General features: G+C 69.5%; 17 protein-coding genes. 9 read left to right on the top strand and 8 right to left on the bottom strand.

From position 1 onward, the window contains the following. The first annotated feature begins 45 nt into the window (after positions 1-45). Positions 46-2,094: a cation:proton antiporter gene (locus DAETH_RS14965; protein WP_264775677.1), complete on the top strand. Its 2,049-nt coding sequence runs from the start codon at positions 46-48 to the stop codon at positions 2,092-2,094. On the opposite strand, the gene DAETH_RS14970 is transcribed toward DAETH_RS14965, so the two are convergent. From DAETH_RS14970 to DAETH_RS14985, 4 genes are all read right to left on the bottom strand, one after another. Next, a complete protein-coding gene (locus DAETH_RS14970) occupies positions 2,095-2,739 on the bottom strand; it encodes a hypothetical protein (protein ID WP_264775678.1) in 645 nt (214 codons plus the stop codon). 88 nt (positions 2,740-2,827) lie between these two features. Continuing rightward, the gene (gene gatB / locus DAETH_RS14975; protein ID WP_264775679.1) at positions 2,828-4,243 is read right to left on the bottom strand and encodes an Asp-tRNA(Asn)/Glu-tRNA(Gln) amidotransferase subunit GatB; all 1,416 of its coding nucleotides are present in this window, start codon (positions 4,241-4,243) and stop codon (positions 2,828-2,830) included. 68 nt (positions 4,244-4,311) lie between these two features. Next, complete coding sequence (locus tag DAETH_RS14980; RefSeq protein WP_264775680.1) at positions 4,312-4,854, bottom strand: GNAT family N-acetyltransferase; 543 nt, start codon at positions 4,852-4,854, stop codon at positions 4,312-4,314. Between the two features lie 4 nt (positions 4,855-4,858). After that, positions 4,859-5,425 carry a helix-turn-helix domain-containing protein gene (locus DAETH_RS14985; protein ID WP_264775681.1) on the bottom strand — a complete coding sequence of 189 codons (567 nt, stop codon included), beginning with the start codon at positions 5,423-5,425 and terminating at the stop codon, positions 4,859-4,861. Between the two features lie 144 nt (positions 5,426-5,569). Here DAETH_RS14985 and DAETH_RS14990 point away from each other — a divergent pair, with 144 nt between their 5' ends. After that, positions 5,570-5,737: a hypothetical protein gene (locus tag DAETH_RS14990; RefSeq protein WP_264775682.1), complete on the top strand. Its 168-nt coding sequence runs from the start codon at positions 5,570-5,572 to the stop codon at positions 5,735-5,737. 19 nt (positions 5,738-5,756) lie between these two features. Here the strand turns inward: DAETH_RS14990 and DAETH_RS14995 are convergent, their stop codons facing one another. Beyond that, positions 5,757-6,263: a GNAT family N-acetyltransferase gene (locus DAETH_RS14995; RefSeq protein ID WP_264775683.1), complete on the bottom strand. Its 507-nt coding sequence runs from the start codon at positions 6,261-6,263 to the stop codon at positions 5,757-5,759. Here DAETH_RS14995 and DAETH_RS15000 point away from each other — a divergent pair. Then, complete coding sequence (locus tag DAETH_RS15000; RefSeq protein ID WP_264775684.1) at positions 6,262-6,759, top strand: hypothetical protein; 498 nt, start codon at positions 6,262-6,264, stop codon at positions 6,757-6,759. The genes DAETH_RS14995 and DAETH_RS15000 overlap by 2 nt on opposite strands. 73 nt (positions 6,760-6,832) lie before the next feature. Then, positions 6,833-8,293, top strand: coding sequence for an ATP-binding protein (locus DAETH_RS15005; RefSeq protein ID WP_264775685.1), 1,461 nt, complete (start codon positions 6,833-6,835; stop codon positions 8,291-8,293). A 110-nt stretch (positions 8,294-8,403) separates the two neighbouring features. Here the strand turns inward: DAETH_RS15005 and panB are convergent, their stop codons facing one another. Continuing rightward, positions 8,404-9,225, bottom strand: coding sequence for a 3-methyl-2-oxobutanoate hydroxymethyltransferase (panB, locus tag DAETH_RS15010; protein WP_264775686.1), 822 nt, complete (start codon positions 9,223-9,225; stop codon positions 8,404-8,406). Between the two features lie 82 nt (positions 9,226-9,307). Beyond that, a complete protein-coding gene (locus tag DAETH_RS15015) occupies positions 9,308-9,787 on the bottom strand; it encodes a DUF420 domain-containing protein (RefSeq protein WP_264775687.1) in 480 nt (159 codons plus the stop codon). 197 nt (positions 9,788-9,984) lie between these two features. Here DAETH_RS15015 and DAETH_RS15020 point away from each other — a divergent pair, with 197 nt between their 5' ends. The 5 genes from DAETH_RS15020 to DAETH_RS15040 all read left to right on the top strand — a co-directional run bounded on the left by DAETH_RS15020 (position 9,985) and on the right by DAETH_RS15040 (position 16,700). Next, complete coding sequence (locus tag DAETH_RS15020) at positions 9,985-10,974, top strand: COX15/CtaA family protein (protein WP_264775688.1); 990 nt, start codon at positions 9,985-9,987, stop codon at positions 10,972-10,974. Further along, entirely contained in the window at positions 10,971-11,909 is a 939-nt protein-coding gene (locus DAETH_RS15025) for a heme o synthase (protein ID WP_264775689.1), read from the top strand. The genes DAETH_RS15020 and DAETH_RS15025 overlap by 4 nt, the downstream gene beginning before the upstream one ends. 238 nt (positions 11,910-12,147) lie before the next feature. Next, on the top strand, positions 12,148-13,389 hold the full coding sequence (coxB, locus tag DAETH_RS15030) for a cytochrome c oxidase subunit II (RefSeq protein ID WP_264775690.1): 1,242 nt from the start codon (positions 12,148-12,150) through the stop codon (positions 13,387-13,389). Further along, positions 13,386-15,842, top strand: a complete 2,457-nt coding sequence (locus DAETH_RS15035) for a cbb3-type cytochrome c oxidase subunit I (protein WP_264775691.1) — start codon at positions 13,386-13,388, stop codon at positions 15,840-15,842. The genes coxB and DAETH_RS15035 overlap by 4 nt, the downstream gene beginning before the upstream one ends. Positions 15,843-16,001: 159 nt before the next feature. After that, the gene (locus DAETH_RS15040) at positions 16,002-16,700 is read left to right on the top strand and encodes an SCO family protein (RefSeq protein WP_264775692.1); all 699 of its coding nucleotides are present in this window, start codon (positions 16,002-16,004) and stop codon (positions 16,698-16,700) included. A gap of 56 nt (positions 16,701-16,756) precedes the next feature. Here DAETH_RS15040 and DAETH_RS15045 read toward each other — a convergent pair whose 3' ends face one another. After that, a complete protein-coding gene (locus tag DAETH_RS15045; protein WP_264775693.1) occupies positions 16,757-17,509 on the bottom strand; it encodes a VOC family protein in 753 nt (250 codons plus the stop codon). Positions 17,510-17,562 lie beyond the last annotated feature (53 nt).

Below are 17,562 nucleotides of genomic sequence, written 5' to 3' on the forward strand. Positions count from 1 at the left end.
AGGACGCGGCACGGTGAGGCGGGGCCGGGGATGCGACACTGACCCATGAGGCGTTTTCTCCCGCTCATGCTCGCCCTCCTGCCGCTGGCCGGGTCGGCCCTGGCCGAGGAAACCGGGGCGGCGCACAGCGGCCCGCCGGAGTTCCTGGGGCAACTCACCCTGCTGCTGGGCGTGTCCGCCCTCGCCGCCTACCTGTCCTTCCGGGTGGGGCTGGTGCCCATCATCGGCTTCCTCGTGGCGGGGGTGCTCGCCGGGCCGGGGGCGCTCGGCCTGATCCGCGACCCGGAACTGATCTCGGCGGCGAGCGAGGTGGGCGTGATGCTGCTGCTCTTCACCATCGGGATCGAGTTCAGCCTGGAGCGGCTGGCCCGCATCGCCCGGCTGATCTTCCTGGGGGGTGGGCTCCAGACGGGGCTCACGGTCGCCGCCGTCGCCGGGGCCCTGGTCGTCTTCGGGGTGGGGTGGCAAAGCGCCGTGTTCACGGGCTGTCTGATCGCCCTGTCGAGCACGGCCATCGTGATGCGGCTGCTGGGCGAGCGGGGGGAGACGGGGGCGCGGACCGGGCAGGTCAGCCTGGGCATCCTGATCTTTCAGGACCTCGCGGTCGTGCTGATGGTGCTGCTAATCCCCATGCTCGCGGGGCAGGGGGGCGGGCTGGGCGGCGTCGTGCTCGCGCTCGCCAAGGCGGCCGGGATCATCGCCTTCGTGCTCGTCGCGGCCCGCCGCCTCGTGCCCCCCGTGATGGAGGTCGTGGCCCGGACGTGCAGCACCGAGATTTTCCTCCTCACGGTGGTCGCCCTGTGCTTCGGCACGGCGAGCCTGACGGCGCTCGCGGGGGTGAGCCTCGCGCTGGGGGCCTTCCTCGCCGGGCTCCTCGTGAGTGAGAGCCGCTACGGGATGCAGGCGCTGGGCGAGATTCTGCCCCTCCAGGTGCTGTTCAGCGCGGCGTTTTTCCTGTCGGTGGGCCTGCAACTGGACCCCGGCTTCCTGCTGTCGAACCTGCCCGCCGTGCTCGGGGCGGTCGTGCTCATCGCGGCGCTCAAGGCGGCGGTGACGGCCCTCAGCGTGCGGCTGCTGGGCGAGCGGCCCCGGGTCGCCTTTCCGGTCGCCCTCCTCACCGCGCAGGTGGGCGAGTTCTCGTTCGTGCTGGCGACCACGGGCGCCGCCCTGGGCCTGAGCTTCGCGGGGCTGGGAGAACGCGGCACCCAGGTCTTCATCGCGGCGACCGTGCTGCTGATGGTCCTGACCCCCGCGCTGGCCGCCCTCGCCACGCGACTTGTCGGGCGGCTGCCGCAACCCCGCCCCTCAGGGGAGACGGCGGACGAGCCGGAGGAGGGCGGGCACGCGCCGCTGGGCCTCCCCGTCGAGGGCCGGGTGGTCTTCGCGGGGTACGGGGCCCACGCCCGCCTCGCCGCCCGGGCCCTGTCGCGCGCCGGGGTCCCCTACAGCGTGATCACCCGCAGCCCGGACGGGGCGAGCGAACTCACGGGACGCGGCGCCCCCGTCCTGATCGCCGACTACACCCGGGCCGGGCTCCTGCGCGAGTTGAACCTGGGCTCGGCGCGGGCGCTGGTGATCGCCGACGACGACCCGGAGATGACGGAGCGCGCGGTGAGCGTGTCCCGCACCGTTGCCCCCGACCTCCCCATCATCACGCGGGCGGAGACGCCCGAGGACTTCACCCACCTCCAGGCCCTCGGGGCGAGGCACATCCTGACCCCGCGCAAGGAGGTCGCCGCCGGAATCCTCGACCTGCTCACGCCGCCGTCGGTCACCCGCGCCGACCTCGCCCGCCACCTTGCCGAGCGGCCCGCCGTCATCCTCACCCCCGAGCAGCAGGCGCAGTGCGAGCACGCCCGCACCAGCCCCGGCCCGGTCACGCCCGAGGCGGACGTGTGCCTGGAGTGCGTTGCTGCGGGTGACACCTGGGTCCACCTGCGGACCTGCATGACCTGCGGGCACGTGGGTTGCTGCGACTCCTCCAGGAACAGGCACGCCACCCGCCACGCCCGCGCCGAGGCCCACCCCGTCATCCACAGCGCCGAGCCCGGCGAGACCTGGGCGTACTGCTACGAGCACGGCTGGACGAAGTAGTTACCGCCCCTCCCCCACCGGGGCCGCCCCGACCGCGCGCATGGCGAGCAGGGTGGCGAGCACGTCCAGGGCGCCGCTGAGGCCGTAGACGAGCTGGTCACCGGGGGTGGGCCGGTCGCTGAAGCCCGCGATGGGCACCACGTTGAAGACGGCCATCGCCAGGCTGAGCGCGGCGGCGACGTTGAGCCAGTCGGCCAGCCGCCTGCGCCGCACGAGGTCGGCGGGGTTGGGGGCCAGGCGGGCCAGGGTCCCGTACACCGCGTTCCCCGCCAGGATGCTCGCGGGCCACACCGTCATCAGGGCGGTCAGGGCGACGGTGTTGGCGTCGGGCGCGGCGCCGTTCACCACGCTCAGCAGGGTCAGGAACCACAGCACCAGCCGGAAGGACGTGAGCCACGGAAAGGCGACCGACAGCGCCCGCAGCGCGCCGTCCCCCGGTGCCACCGACCACCCGCGCAGGAAGCGCCTCAGCACCGCCGTCCACCACGCGAGCACCAGCCCCGACAGGAACGCCTCCACCGCCGTGAACCACGCGCCCTCCGAGAAGTTCCCGCGCCACAGCGCGTAGGCGACGACCGCGAACAACCCCGCGACCTGAATCGTCAGGGCGGTCAGGGCGGCGGAGCGCCAGCGGGCGGGCGTCACGGGGAGCCTCCGGCGACCGGCTTCCAGCCCCCAGCCGGGACAAGCGGCCTACGCTGACGGCTGACCGCTGACGGCTGACGGCTTCCCCTCACAGCCCCAACTTCACTTGCAGCCGCTCGCGCACGACTTCCGGCTTGGCCTTGCCGCCCGTCGCCCTCATCACCGGGCCGAAGAGGGCGTTCATCGCCTTGGTGTTCCCGGCGCGGACCTTCTCGACGGTGGCGGGGTCGGCCTGCATGGCGGCGTCGATGGCGGCGTCGATGGCCCCGGTGTCGGTCACGACGGTCAGGCCGCGCTCGCGCACCAGCGCCTCGGGGTCCTGCCCCGCCATCACGTCGGGCAGGAGGTCCTTGGCTACACGGCCGCTGATCGTGCCCGCGTCGATCAATCGCACCAGGGCGGCGAGGTGGGCGGGCTGGAGGGCCGTGTCCCGGATCGTCCCCTCCCGCGCCGCGAGGAACCCCGCCACGTCCGTCAGCAGCCAGTTGGCGAGCTTCTGGGCGTCGGGGGCAGGGGTGCTTGCCAGCGCCTCGTCGTAGAAGTGGACCAGGGGTACGTTCAGGCTCAGGGTCTCGGCGTCGCTTCCCCGCACCCCCGCCAGGACGAGCCGCGCACGCTTCTGGTCGGGCAGCTCGGGCATCCGGGCCCGCACGCGCTCGATCCAGTCCGGCGTGATGTTCAGGGGCGGGAGGTCGGGCTCGGGGAAGTAGCGGTAGTCCGCCTCGCCCTCCTTCGTGCGCATCAGGAAGGTCTTCCCCCCGCCCTCGTCCCAGCCCAGGGTGTCCTGGGTGACGCGGCCCCCATTGCTCAGCACCCGCTCCTGCCGCGCCGCCTCGAACTCGATGGCGCGCTCGACCGAGCGGAAGGAGTTGAGGTTCTTGACCTCGACCTTGGTGCCCCAGGGCTCGCCGGGCCGGTGAATGCTGATGTTCACGTCGCAGCGCATCTTGCCCTCCTCGGGCGTGGCGTCCGAGACCCCGAGGGACTGGGCGATGGCCTGCACCGCCTCCAGGAAGGCGCGGGCCTGCTCCGCCCCGGTGATGTCCGCCTCCGTCACCATCTCGATGAGGGAAGACCCGGCGCGGTTGAGGTCGAGCAGGCTGTAGGGGGCGTAGGTGGGGTGGATCAGCTTCCCGGCATCGTCCTCCAGGTGGGCGCGCTTGATCCGCACATGTCCGCCTCCGACCTCCAGGAAGCCGTCCCGGGCGATGGGGCGGTCGTACTGGGAGAGCTGGAAGTTCTTCGGGGCGTCGGGGTAGAAATAGTTCTTGCGGTGAAACTGGGTGAAACCCGAGACGTCGCAGTTCAGCGCGAGGCCGAACATCATGGCGAGTTCGACGGCCTCGCGGTTGAGGGTGGGCAGGGTGCCGGGCAGCCCCAGGGTGAGGGGGTCGGTGAACGCGTTCGGCTCCGCCCCGTGGTAGTCGGCCGGGCACGCGCTGAAAATCTTGGTGCGCGTCCGCAGTTGCAGGTGAACTTCGAGCCCGATGACCGCCCTGTACATGGGGGGCAAGATAGCGCGGGGGGAGGAGGGGGCAGAGGGCCGGACAGGCCGAACCCTGCCCGCGAGGATCAGGACGGGTCCGCTTCGAGCCCGGGGCCGATGCGCTTGTAGTACAGCCGGGTGGCCGTCAGACCCCCGTGCGGCTTGAGAGCGTAGTCGGGGAATTCACCGACGAAGGTAAAGCCCACCCGCTCGTAGAGTCTGGACGCGGTGCCGTGCGAGGCCGTGTCGAGCACCAGCAGGGTTTTCCCGTGCTCCACCGCCAGCTCCTCGGCCCGCTGCATCAGGGTGGTCGCCGCGCCACGACGCCGGGCCGACGGTCGGGTCATCATCTTGGCGATCTCACCCCGGTGCGGCTGGTTGACGGGCATGGCGAGCAGGACCGAGACCGTGCCCAGCAGCTCGTCGCCGTCCCAGGCCCCGAGCACGATTCGTTCGCCCCGCTCCGCAGCAGCCAGCGCACCGTCCCAGAAGTCGTTCGCCGCTTCGGGAGTGACCGGGTGCATGAAGCCAATGGAGTCGCCGTTGGCGACCGTCTCGATCAGGATGTCGCTCAACTGGGCCCGAACGGTGAGCGAGGGACCGAGCGGCGTGATGCGAATCTCTGACATGTCTTTACCCCCGCGTGAGAAGAACGACGTAGATGCAGGTCCGGGCCGTCTCGTTCGCCAGGGTCACCTCCGAGGGTGTGCCGAAGCCCAGGCAGTCCCCTTCCCCCAGCGTGTGCCACACGCCGCCCTCCATGATCACGAGTTCTCCCGAGAGCACCCACACCGCCTGCCGGATGTGGGTGTAGGAGACGGCGGGCAGGGTCACGCGCGCTCCGGCAGGCAGTTCGATGCGGGCGATCTCCAGGGGATGGTCGGGACGGGCGAAGACCTGCGTGCGGAGGTAGCCGGTGGCAGGGTCGCGCCACGCGGGCTGATCGGCGGCGCGCGACACACGCGCGGCCTCGCCCTCGGCGCGCAGGAGCAGCCCCGCCAGGGTGAGGTCGAAGGCGCTGGCAAGCCGCACGAGGAGCACGGCGGTGGGGCTCATCTCCCCGCGCTCGATCTTGCTGACCGTGGCCTTGGAGACGCCGGAACGCTCGGCGAGGTCCGCCTGGGACCAACCACGCGCCTCGCGTTCCAGGCGAACGCGGCGGGCAATCAACACCCCGGTTTCGTCTCCTATAGTAGCCACTTGGATACTATAGGAGACGACTGGGTAGCCGTCAAGAACGGCCGGACGGTTGGGACTCCCGTCAGATCATTCCCGAAGTTCCTTACCTTCACGACGTGATCTTCGTCCTGCTTGCCCGGAAGCCCGGCCTGCTCGACCTCCAACGTGACCGCCCTGAGCCGCAGCAGCACCCTCGGGCAGGTACAGCGTCAGCCGGTACGGCATCACCCCGAACTACGCGGGCGGCGGGCAACAGCGGCTGTTCTTCTCCCAGCCTTCTCCCCGCACTCGGGGGACCTGATCCACATCGGCGGCTCGGACTACGTGCAGTAACCCCCGTCCGGGGGGAAGCTCAGGCTTCGGCGGGCGGCTCCTCGCCGCCGAGGACCAGCCCTATCCCCGTCCCGCTCGCCCGGAAGCCCAGCCCCTCGTACAGCGGGCGGGCCATCCCGCTCGTCCCCAGGCTGACCCGCGTGACGCCGCGCTCGCGGGCCGCCTCCAGGCAGAGGGTGACGAGGGTCCGGGCGAGGCTGCGCCGCCTCTGCTCCGGGTGCGTCCAGACGTTGACGATGCGGGCCCGGCAGGGGCTGGCATCCCCGCGCGTGGGGCCCCACTCCAGGAGGGTCAGGCCCGCCCCCGCCACAACAGTTTCTTCGTCCAGGGCGAGGAAGCCGACGTACACGCCCCGTCTCAGGGCGTCCGCGACCCAGGCGGCATACACCGGGCGCTCGTGAGCGTCGGCTTCCTCGGGGTAACGGTGGAGGGCGATCACGGCGGCGTCGGCGGGGCAGACGGGTCGAGGCACCCGGCCATTGTGCCCCGGCAACTCCTGTGCGGCGGAGAGCGTATCCGGGCGCATGGCTGAACTGCACGGACGGATCGGGGGCCTGCGGCTGGGCTACGACCTGCACGCCGAATGGGACGGTGGCAGGTTGAATGGGCGAATCGGCGGAACCTTCCAGGGCAAGGACATCGCGCTGACGCTGCACGGCGGCGAGGTGGACGGGCGCGTCGGCGGCTCTTTTGCCGGGTTCGACGTGGACGGGGACGTGACGGCGCAGGGCGTGCGGGTGCGCCTGGGCGGGCGTGTGAACGGGGACGACGTTCACCTGACGGTGGACGGGGACCGGGTGACCGGACGCTTCTCCGGGCGAATCAGCGGCAAGGACGTGGAATTGCGCCGGAGTGGGGACCGCCTGGAGGGACGCGTCGGCGGCGCGGTGGACGGCAAGGACGTCGGGCTGGACCTCGGCGGCGTTCCCCTGGCCCTGGCGGCCCTGGCGGCGGTGTGCGCCTACAAGGTTTTGGAGGACGAGCAGAACGCCGCGAGCGCCTCGGTCCATTCGTCCTCCTGACGCGGCCCGCGCGCCGCCTTCTCCCGCCAGCCGCACATTCGCGCCCAGGGACGCGTGCTACGTTCCCCGCATCATGACTGCCGTACAGGGACAGGTGAGGGCCAGGACGCTCGGAGAACTCCTTCAGACGCCGGAATACGCGGGCCGCACGCCCTTCGACGGCCGCGCGAGGCTCGTTCACGACGAGGTGCGCGAGAACCTCACGCGCAAGCTCAAAAGCGGGGAAGAACTCTTCCCCGGCGTGATCGGCTACGACGAGACGGTCATCCCCCAACTCACGAACGCGCTCCTCGCGCGCCAGAACTTCATCCTCCTCGGCCTGCGCGGTCAGGCGAAAAGCCGCATCCTGCGCGCCATCACCGGCCTCCTCGACGAGGTCGTGCCCGTCATCGACGGGGTGGACATGCCCGACGATCCGCTGAACCCCATCGGGGCGGAGGGGCGCCACCTGCTCGAAGTCCACGGCATGGACCTCCCGATCCGCTGGCTGCCGCGTGACGCCCGCTACGTGGAGAAGCTCGCCACCCCCGACGTGACGGTGGCCGACCTGATCGGCGACGTGGACCCCATCAAGGCCGCGCGCCTGGGCACGTCCCTGGGTGACACTCGCTCCATGCACTTCGGGCTGCTGCCGCGCGCCAACCGGGGCATCTTCGCGGTGAACGAGCTGGCCGACCTCGCGCCCAAGGTGCAGGTGGCCCTCTTCAACATCCTTCAGGAGGGCGACGTCCAGATCAAGGGCTACCCCATCCGGCTGGAACTCGACGTGATGCTGGTCTTCTCGGCCAACCCCGAGGACTACACGGCGCGCGGCAAGATCGTCACGCCGCTCAAGGACCGCATCGGCTCGGAAATCCGCACCCACTACCCCACCGACGTGCGGCAGGGCATGGAGATCACCGCCCAGGAGGCCGTGCGCGACACCGGGGTGCTCGTGCCCGACTTCATGGCCGAACTCATCGAGGAGATCGCCTTCCAGGCGCGCGAGGACGGGCGGGTGGACAAGATGTCCGGCGTCTCCCAGCGCCTCCCGATCAGCCTGATGGAGGTCGCCTCCGCCAACGCCGAGCGCCGCTCCCTGATGCAGGGCGACCGCCCGGTCGTGCGCGTCAGCGACGTGTACGCGGGGCTGCCCGCCATCACCGGCAAGATGGAGCTGGAGTACGAGGGCGAACTCAAGGGCGCCGACACCGTGGCCCGCGACGTGATCCGCAAGGCGGCCGGGGCCGTGTACGCCCGCCACCTCGCCAGTGCCGATACCCGCGACCTGGAGAAGTGGTTCGAGGACGGGAACGTCTTCCGCTTCCCGCAGGCTGGCGACGCCGCGAGCGCCATGAAGTCCACCCGCCAGGTCCCCGGCCTGACCGACCTCGCCGCCACGGTGGCGGGAAGTTCCGACGACGCCGTCCGCGCCGCCGCCGCCGAGTTCATCCTCGAAGGCCTCTACGGCCGCAAGAAGCTCAGCCGCGCCGAGGAGACCTACGCCGCCCCCGAGCCCGAGACCCGGCAGCAGCGGGGGGGGCGCTGGAACTGAGGGAGCGGTCAGCTCTCAGCCGTCAGCTTTCAGCAAAAGAAGCGTTTGCCGATGCACAGGCGAACGCTTCTTTTTGTCTTGCTGACGGCTGACCGCTGAAAGCTGACGGCTCAATACAGCTTCCCCAGCACCTCGTCCTTCATCACGAAGCTCTGCTCCCTGGTGGGGAACTGACGGGCGCGCACCTCGGCGGCGTAGGTCGCAATAGCTTCCCGCGCTTCCCGCCCCAGCTCGGCGTACCGCTTGGAAATCTTCTTTTCCTCGCCCTCGTAGACGCCGAGGAGGTCGTGGTAGACGAGCACCTGTCCCCGGCAATGCACCCCTGCGCCGATGCCGATGGTGGGGACGTGCAGCCGCTCGGTGACGAGGCGGGCGAGGCGGGCAGGGACAGCCTCCAGCACGACGGCGAAGGCCCCTGCCGCCTCCAGCGAGGCGGCGCCGTCTAGGGTGCGGCGTGCGCTCTCCTCGTCCTTGCCCTGCACCTTCAGGCCGCCCTGGGCGGTGGCGGTCTGGGGCATCAGGCCGACATGGCCCATGACGGGCACCCCGTTGCGGGTGAGGACCGAGACGACCTCCAGCACCTCGGGGGTCGCGCCCTCCATCTTCACGGCGTCGGCGCCCGTCTCCTGGATCACGCGGACGGCGGCGCGCATCGCGTCCGTCACGCCCGTGTGGTAGGTGCCGAAGGGCAGGTCAACGACCATGAAGGTCTCCGGCGCTCCCCGGCGCACGGCCCGCGCGTGGTGGATCATGTCGCCCAGGGTCACGGGCGCGGTCGAGTCGTAGCCCAGCACCACGTTCCCCAGCGAGTCCCCGACGAGGATCAGGTCCACCCCCGCCCCCTGGGCGTGCCGCCCGCCCGGGTAGTCGTAGGCGGTGACCATCACGAGCGGTTCGGGCGCGTGCAGGAGGTCCGGAACGCTGCGCTTCATGGGGGGAAGGTAGCAGCTTTGGGCCCTCGGCGATCAGCCGCCGGGGCCTTTCGCTGACGGCTGATCGCTGACCGCCTTCCCGCTACCCCTTGATCACCTCGCCGTACCGCCCCAGCACGAGGTAGATGATCCAGCCCGTCACGGCGACGTACAGCCACACGGGCACAGTCCAGCGCACCCAGGCGCGGTGGCGGTTGAAGTACTTGCGGGCGGCGGGCGCGCCGATGTTGCCCAGGTTCCCGGCGATCCGCAGCCCCTTGACGGAGTTGTACAAGGCGCCGAGAGCCAGCGGCAGGTTGACGGCCGCGAGGATGATGTGGCTGATCAGGAGGGCGAAGTACGCGCCGCGCCATTCGCTGGGCCCGGCGTACCTCTTCTCGTAACCCAGCCCCAGCCGGGTGAGGTACAGCACCAGGAAGACGGTCGCCAGGGCGCTCGCCGTCGCCATCGCGCGCAGGTGCGCCTCACGGTTGCCGCGCCGGATGAAATACACACCGAACACGAGCGCGACCCCGCTCAGGACGATGGTGATGACTGCCCACTGGTTGATCGTCTCGGCCACGCCCCGATTCTAGGGAGGAGGGGCCGGGGCAGGTGACCCCGGACGCAAGGCGGATGAGACGTGCAAGGGCCGTCCCGGGGGGACAATCTTCAGCCGCGCCCGCCTAGAATGGGAGGCGTTGATCCCGCCGGGCCCCTGGATCTCTGGGTAGTGTGCGCAGGGCGCCCGTTTTTCGATTGGAAGGACGGTGGAGTGGAGTGAGTCGTGTCGTGGCGGTGTCCCGCCCGGGCGCGGGAGTGTGGCTCTCCCGGCTGGCCTGGGGGGCCCTGGCGTACAACGTGCTGGTGATTCTCTGGGGCGCGGTCGTGCGCATCACGGGGGCGGGGGCGGGCTGCGGCGACCACTGGCCGCTGTGCAACGGCGTGGTCGTGCCGCAGAGCCCGGCCCTCCATACGGTCATCGAATTCAGCCACCGCCTCACGAGCGGCCTGAGCGGTCTGCTCGCGCTCGCCCTCGTCGGGCTGTCGTTTCTCGTCACGGCCAAGGGTCACCCCGCGCGGCTGGGGGCGCTGCTCAGCCTCGCCCTCATCGTGCTGGAGGGGCTGGTCGGCGGCGTGCAGGTTCTGCTGGGGCTGACGGCGGACTCCACTGACCCGGCGCGCGGCCTCGTGCAGGGGGTCCACCTCGCCAACACCTTCCTGCTCCTCGGCGCGCTGCTGCTCACCGCCTTCTGGGCGTCGGGCGGGCCGAAATTGCGGCTGCGGGGCCAGGGGCGCGCCCTCGGCCTGATCGCGCTCGGGCTGGTCCTGACCCTCGTGCTGGGCATGGCCGGGGCCGTGACGGCGCTGGGCGACCTGCTCTTCACCCCCGCGCCCGGCACGCCCCTGGACACGGTGCGCCGTGACTTCGGGGCGACGGCCGGGCTGATCGAGAACCTGCGGGTGATCCACCCCATGCTCGCCGTTCTCACGAGCACGTACCTGATCTGGATGGTGGGGGCGCTGCGCCGCCTGCGTCCCTCGCCGGAGGTGACGCGCTGGGGCCTCGCGCTGATAGGCGTGATCGGCGTGCAGATGTTGGCGGGCTCCCTGAACGTGGCGCTCAAGGCCCCGGCGTGGATGCAACTGACTCACCTTTTCCTGGCGTGCGTGATGTGGCTGGTGACGGTGACCCTGGCGTACCGCGCCCTGAGCGCCCCGGCGGCGCGGCCCAGCGTGGCGCCCGCCCGGGCGGGAGTGAACGTATGACGACGGAACCCATACGCGGGGGAGAAAGCATCTCTCCCGTGGCCGAGGCCCCCCGCGCCACCTGGCGCGACTACCTGGCGCTGACCAAACCCAAGGTCATCAGCCTGCTCCTGTGGACTACCCTCACCGCGATGGTGATGGCGGCGCGGGGCTGGCCGGGCCTGGGGCTGCTCGTAGTCGTGTCCCTGGCCGGGTACGCCTCGGCCGGGTCGGCGGGAGTGTTCAACATGATCGTGGACCGCGACATCGACCTCAGGATGAAGCGGACGGCGAAGAGGCCCACGTCGAGCGGCCTGATCTCCACCCGCGACGCGGCGATCTTCGGCACGGCCCTCCAGGTCGCCTCCTTCGTGGGACTGTGGGTGTGGGCGACTCCCCTTGCCGCGTGGATGAGCCTTGCGGGCTTTTTCACCTACGTCGTCGTGTACACCCTCTGGCTCAAGCGCACGACCTGGCACAACATCGTCCTGGGCGGAGCGGCGGGGTGCTTCCCACCCCTGGTGGGCTGGGCCGCCGTGACGGGGGACCTCAACCTCTTCGCGTGGTTCCTCTTCGCCATCATCTTCTTCTGGACGCCCGTCCACTTCTGGGCGCTCGCCCTGATGATCAAGGAGGAGTACCGCGAGGTGGGCATCCCCATGCTGCCCGTCGTCCACGGCGACAAACTTACCGTCGCCCAGATCGGCCTGTACGCCGTCTATACCGTGGTGCTGTCGGTCATGCCCGTCTTCATCGGTGAGGTCGGGCTGCTGTACTTCGTGGTGGCGCTCCTTCTCGGCGGGCTGTTGCTCTCGCGGTCGTGGCGGCTGTACCGGCATGTCATGGGCGGGCAGGCGGTCGAGCGGCGGGTGGCCGTGCCGCTGTACCTGTACTCCATGCTGTACCTCGCGCTGCTGTTCGTGGCGGGGGCGGTGGACCGGGTTCTGACGGCGTAGCAGGCCCGGCGAGACTCAACCCGTGCGGGGGCGGCTACCGTCGCCGCCCCCGCATATTTTTCTGCCTCTGGCGCAAGGTTCAGGACACTTGCCTACCGCTTCATCTGGTCTCATGCAACCACCCCTGACCGCTCGGTCGAACTGCGTGTGGAGGCACACACGGCGGCGTTATTTAGAAGGCACACAACCCTGAAGAACGCCTTAGACTGGGGGAAGAGGAAAGAGGAAAGGAGTGAAGTTGAACACCAACCATAGCCGCCCTAGACGCGGACCGCCGGGGGGTCTGCCGCGCCGAGTCGCGCAGGCAGGTCTGCTGGGGCTGGGCGCGACGCTGCTCTCCGGGTGTCAGTCGAACCGGCTGATCAGCATCGGCGACATGGCGTCGGCCAGCAACCGCGAAATCTTCTGGATGAGCGTTCCGGCCATCGCCCTGTCGATCATCATCTTCGCCGCCGTGTCGTGGGCGCTGTTCTACACGGTTCGCAAGTTCCGCGAGGACCGCAACGACGCCGCGCCCGCCCAGTTCCACGGCAACAACCGCCTGGAAGTGATCCTGGTGGTCGTGCCCGTGTTGATCGTGGTGCTGCTGAGCGTGCTGACGGTGCGGACGATGGCGCGCATCAACCCCACCCCGCGCGAGGCCGTGGACATCAACGTGCTCGCGCGGCAGTTCTGGTGGAACTTCGGCTACCCGGGCGCGCCCGCCGCCGCCGGGGGAACGGTCACCAACGGCAACGAGCTGGTGATCCCCACCCGCAACCAGATCGCCCTGACGATGACCGCCGGGGACGTGCTCCACGGCTTCTGGGCGCCCAACCTGGGCGGGCAGCGTTACGCGATTCCCGGCTCGCAGAAGACGTGGCAGGTCGACACCGACCGCGTGGGCGTCTACTACGGCGAGTGCTCGGTGCTGTGCGGGGCGAGCCACGCGAATATGCGTTACCGGATCATCGCGCTGGAGCCCGAGCGTTACAACTCGTTCCTGCGCACCGCCCAGGCCTACCGCGCCCCCACCCCCGCCCCCGGCAGCCCCGAGGCGCGCGGCTACACGATCTTCATGCAGGGCAAGCCCTCGACGGGCGCCCTGGCCTGCGCCGCGTGCCACCGCATCCAGGGCACGCCCGCGAACGGCGCGGCGGGCCCCGACCTGAGCTTTTTCGGCACCCGCCACACCCTAGGGGCGGGCATCTGGGAGGGCGAGCGCGCCCGCGAGATGCTGCTTCCCTGGCTGGCGAACAGCCCCGGCGTGAAGCCCGGCAGCCAGATGCCGCCCTACAACGGGGCGACCTACCGTGTGAACGGCGAGGTCCGCAAGGGCGGAGTGCTGACCCGGCGGGAACTGGAGGACGTGGCCGCTTACCTGCGCACCCTGCGTCTGCCGGAGGAAGCCGACTACTGGCGGGGCGTGCCCGTGATCGGCGCGGGCGACACCCAGGGCAGCGCCGACCAGTCCAACGGCGCCCAAGGAGGTAACCAGTGACGGTTCAGCACGCGCCGCCCACCACCGCTGCCCCCCGCCGGGGCGCGTGGGAGGTCATCAAGGATTACATGATGACCACCGATCACAAGAAGATCGGGATTCTGTATATCCTCACGTCCCTCGTGGGCTTTGCCCTGGCGGGCCTCCTCGCCGTCGCCATTCGCCTCCAGCTCGCGCTGCCGGACCAGACGCTGCTCGTGGGCAACACCTACAATCAGGTGCTCACCGTCCACGCGGTGGTCATGATCTTTTTCTTCCTGATCCCCATCGGGCTCTTCGGGTTCGGGAACTTCTTCCTGCCGCTGCAACTCGGCGTGCGGGACGTGGCGCTGCCGCGCGTGAACACCTTCGCGGTGTGGGGCTTTGTCTTCAGCCTCGTGCTCCTGATCTCGGCGCTCTTCAACGGCGGCGTGCCCGGGGTGGGCTGGACCTTCCCCTACCCGCTGGTGGTGGACGGCAACCAGACGGGCGCGACCGTCTTCATGGTCGCCATCATCCTCAACGGCCTGAGCTCGCTGCTCGGCAGCGCGAACTTCGCGGCGACCATCGTGAATATGCGCGCGCCCGGCATGAGCCTGTGGAAGATGCCGATCTTCTCGTGGAGCATCTTCGCCACCGCGATCCTTCAGCTCATCAGCCTGGGCGGACTGACCGCCGCCGCACTCGTCGTGTACCTCGAACTCAAGCTGGGGATCAGCATGTTCAACCCCGGCATCGGGGGCTCGCCGATCCTCCAGCAGCAGTTTTTCTGGTTCTACTCGCACCCCGCCGTGTACGTGATGCTGCTGCCGTACCTCGGGATCGGCGCCGAGATCGCCTCGACGATGGCCCGCAAGCCGCTCTTCGGCTACCGGGTGATGGTGTACTCGCTCCTCGGCATCGTGCTCGTCAGCCTGCTCGTGTGGGTGCACCACCTCTTTGCGGTGGGGCTGCCGGAAGCGTGGCAGATCGCCTTCGCTGTCGCCACCCTGATCGTGGCGGTGCCCACGGGCGTGAAGATCTTCAACCTGATCGGCACCCTGTGGGGCGGGCGCATCCTGATGAGGACGCCGACCTACTGGCTGGTGGGCTTCATCTTCAACTTCCTGATCGGCGGCATTACCGGTGTGTCGCTGGGGATGGTGCCCTTCGACTACCAGGTCACGATGAGTTACTACGTCGTGGCGCACTTCCACAACGTGATGATGTTCGGCACGGCGTTCCTGGCCTTCGGCGGGCTGTACTACTGGTGGCCGAAGATGACGGGCCGCTTCATGGACGAGAAAGTCGGCCTGTGGCACTTCTGGCTCTTCATGATCGGCTCGTGGATGACCTTCCTGCCGCAGTACGTCCTGGGGCTGATGGGCATGCCCCGGCGCTACTACACCTACCCGGCGGGCAACTGGACCTGGACCGAGCTGAACTTCATCTCGACCCTGGGCGCCCTGACCCTGCTGGCGGGCGGCGTCGTGTTCGTGTGGAACATGCTCCAGAGCCTGCGCCGCCCGATCACGGCCTCCCCCAACCCCTGGGGCGGCTTCACGCTGGAGTGGACGGCGGCCTCGCCTCCCGCCGCGTACAACTTCGCGCACGAGTTCCCCACCACCTTCCCCACCGAGCGTCCGCTCTACGACTGGGAGAAGAACGGCGACAAGCTCATCCCGGTCGATCCCAAGTCCATCCACCTGCCGGTGGACTCCATCTGGCCCTTCATGACGGCCTTCAGCCTGCTGCTGATGGGCTACGGTCTGAGCTTCGGCTGGTTCACGAACTTCACGGTGACGGGCGGACTAAGGCCCTTCTTCGAGGCGGGGTTCGGGCATGTGCTGGCGAGCCTGGTGCTGTACGCCTCGATCCCGCTGTTCTTCTGGTCGCTGTTCAAGTGGGCCGGGACGCGCGAGTACGACGTGCCGGTCGAGCACCACCACCTCACGAAGTACGACAACGGCTTCATGGGCATGGCGTGGTTCATCATCTCGGAAGTCAGCCTCTTCGGCGTCTTGATCGCCGGGTACGTGTACCTGCGGATCATCGGGGCCGCCGAGCCGCCCGCCCTGCGCCCCAACGTGTGGCTCGCGGCGCTCAACACCCTGATCCTGGTCTCGTCCTCCTTCGTGATCCACAAGGCCGAGCAGGACCACCACCACGGGCGCTACACCTGGTTCCGGCTGGGGCTCTTCATCACCCTGCTGCTGGGCGTGTTCTTCATGCTCTTCCAGGTGTACGAGTTCTCGCTGTTCGGCACCGAGAGCAACTGGCGCCAGAACCTCTGGCAGTCGTGCTTCTTCACCATCGTCGGCCTGCACGGTCTGCACATCCTGATCGGCGGCACCGGCGTCGCCCTGCCGTACTATCAGGCGCTGACCGGCAAGATGGACAAGTACAACCACGGTTCTCTGACCGCCGCCAGCCTGTACTGGCACCTGGTGGACGTGGTGTGGCTGCTCATCGTGGCGATCTTCTACGCGTGGTAAGGTAGCGGGGGAGCGGTCAGCAATCAGCTTTCAGCCATCAGGGGTGGGGACGTGACGAGCGTTCCCACCTTCTTCTTTTGTCCTTTGCTGACAGCTGACGGCTGAGAACTGACCGCTCCTGGGACACCCCGCCCCCCTCCCCCGTCCTAGCCTGCACCCATGAAGTGGTTGACAGCCGTGCTCCTGGCCCTCGCTGCAGTTTTGGGAGGGCTGCTCATCTATAAGAACGTCTCCCCCACCCCGCAGGGCGGCACGGCCCTCGACGCGCCGATTGTCCTCCCCGCGCTGCGGCTGGTGAACGAGCGGGGCGAAACGGCCAGCTTGAGCGACTCGGGCGGCAGGCTGCGGCTCGTCTTCTTCGGCTTCGCGCGTTGCCCGGACGTGTGCCCGGCCACGCTGGCGAGGCTCAAGAACGACCTCGCCGGGTTGACTCCCGCGCAGAGGGAGCGGGTGCAGGTGCAGCTCGTGACCGTCGACCCCGAGCACGACCGGCCGAACGTCCTGCGCGACTACCTGGGCCGCTTCGACCCGACCTTCACGGGGCTGACCGGCGACGCGGCCATCATCGACGAGGCGGCGCGGGTGATGTTCGTGGCGAACATCGCACCCCTGCCGGAGCCCGAGGGGCACGGCGACCACCTGGAGCACACGGGCGCGCAGGGCGGGTCGGCCCTCTCCTCCGAGGATCACAGCGACGAGGTGCCCGGCGGGGCGAACGTGGCCGCCCGCGTCCACGGCGATCAGGTCAGCGTGGTGGACACGCGGGGCCGCTTCGTCCGGGTGTACGGCAACGCGAACGTGACTGGCGGCGAGTTGCGGCGCGACCTGCCCGCGTTGATTCGGCTGTACGGCAGCTAAGTGAGCCAAGGGAACGCCCCCGCCTTCTTTCCGGCGGGGGCGCCTCGTTCTGGCTGCTACGCAGGTTGAATGACCGAGAAGGTCGCGCCCGCCGGGTCTTGCAACATGGCGAGCCGTCCGTAGGGAGAGTCGTGAGGGGGTGAGAGCACACGCCCGCCGTTCGCCTCCACGGCCTGCACGGCCCGGTCGGCCTCCTCGACCTCGAAGTAGACCATCCACCCGGGCTGCATCCCGGCATGCCACCGCTCGTTCATCTGCATGATGCCCGCGCTCATGTCGTCCCCGTGGTACAGGGTGTGGTAGCCCATCTCGGGGACGGGACGGCTGGTGACCCCCAGCAGGGCCGTGTAGAAGTCGCGGGCGCGGTCGGCGTCGCGGGTGTGGAGTTCACCCCAGGCATAGGCACCCGGCGCACCGGACAGGGCCATCCCCGCCTGCTTGCCCGGCTGCCACAGCCCGAACACCGTGCCGTTCGGGTCGCGCGCCATCAGCAGGTGCCCCTGGTCGCCGACCTGCATGGGCTCCACCGCGATCTGCCCCCCCAGCTCACGAACGCGTTCGGCATCCGTATATACGTCGCCGCTGGCGAAGTAGAGGCACCACGCACTCTGCTCGTCCAGCCGGGGGACAACGGCCGCGACCGCGTGCTCCTCCCGGAAGGCGATGCTGTAGTCCCCGTACTCGGACCCCTGACCCTGAAACCTCCAGCCGAACAGGGCCTCGTAAAAGCGCCGAACAGCCCCGGCATCGGACGTCATGAGATCGGTCCAGATGGGAGTTCCGGCGGTGTGCTGGGTGTGTACGGTCATGGCTGCCTCCTGCAAGCGGGCGAAGTCGGGGCGGACAACCCATTCTCCATCAC

It is taken from the genome of Deinococcus aetherius (assembly GCF_025997855.1).
GTDB classification, from domain to species: Bacteria; Deinococcota; Deinococci; order Deinococcales; family Deinococcaceae; genus Deinococcus; species Deinococcus aetherius.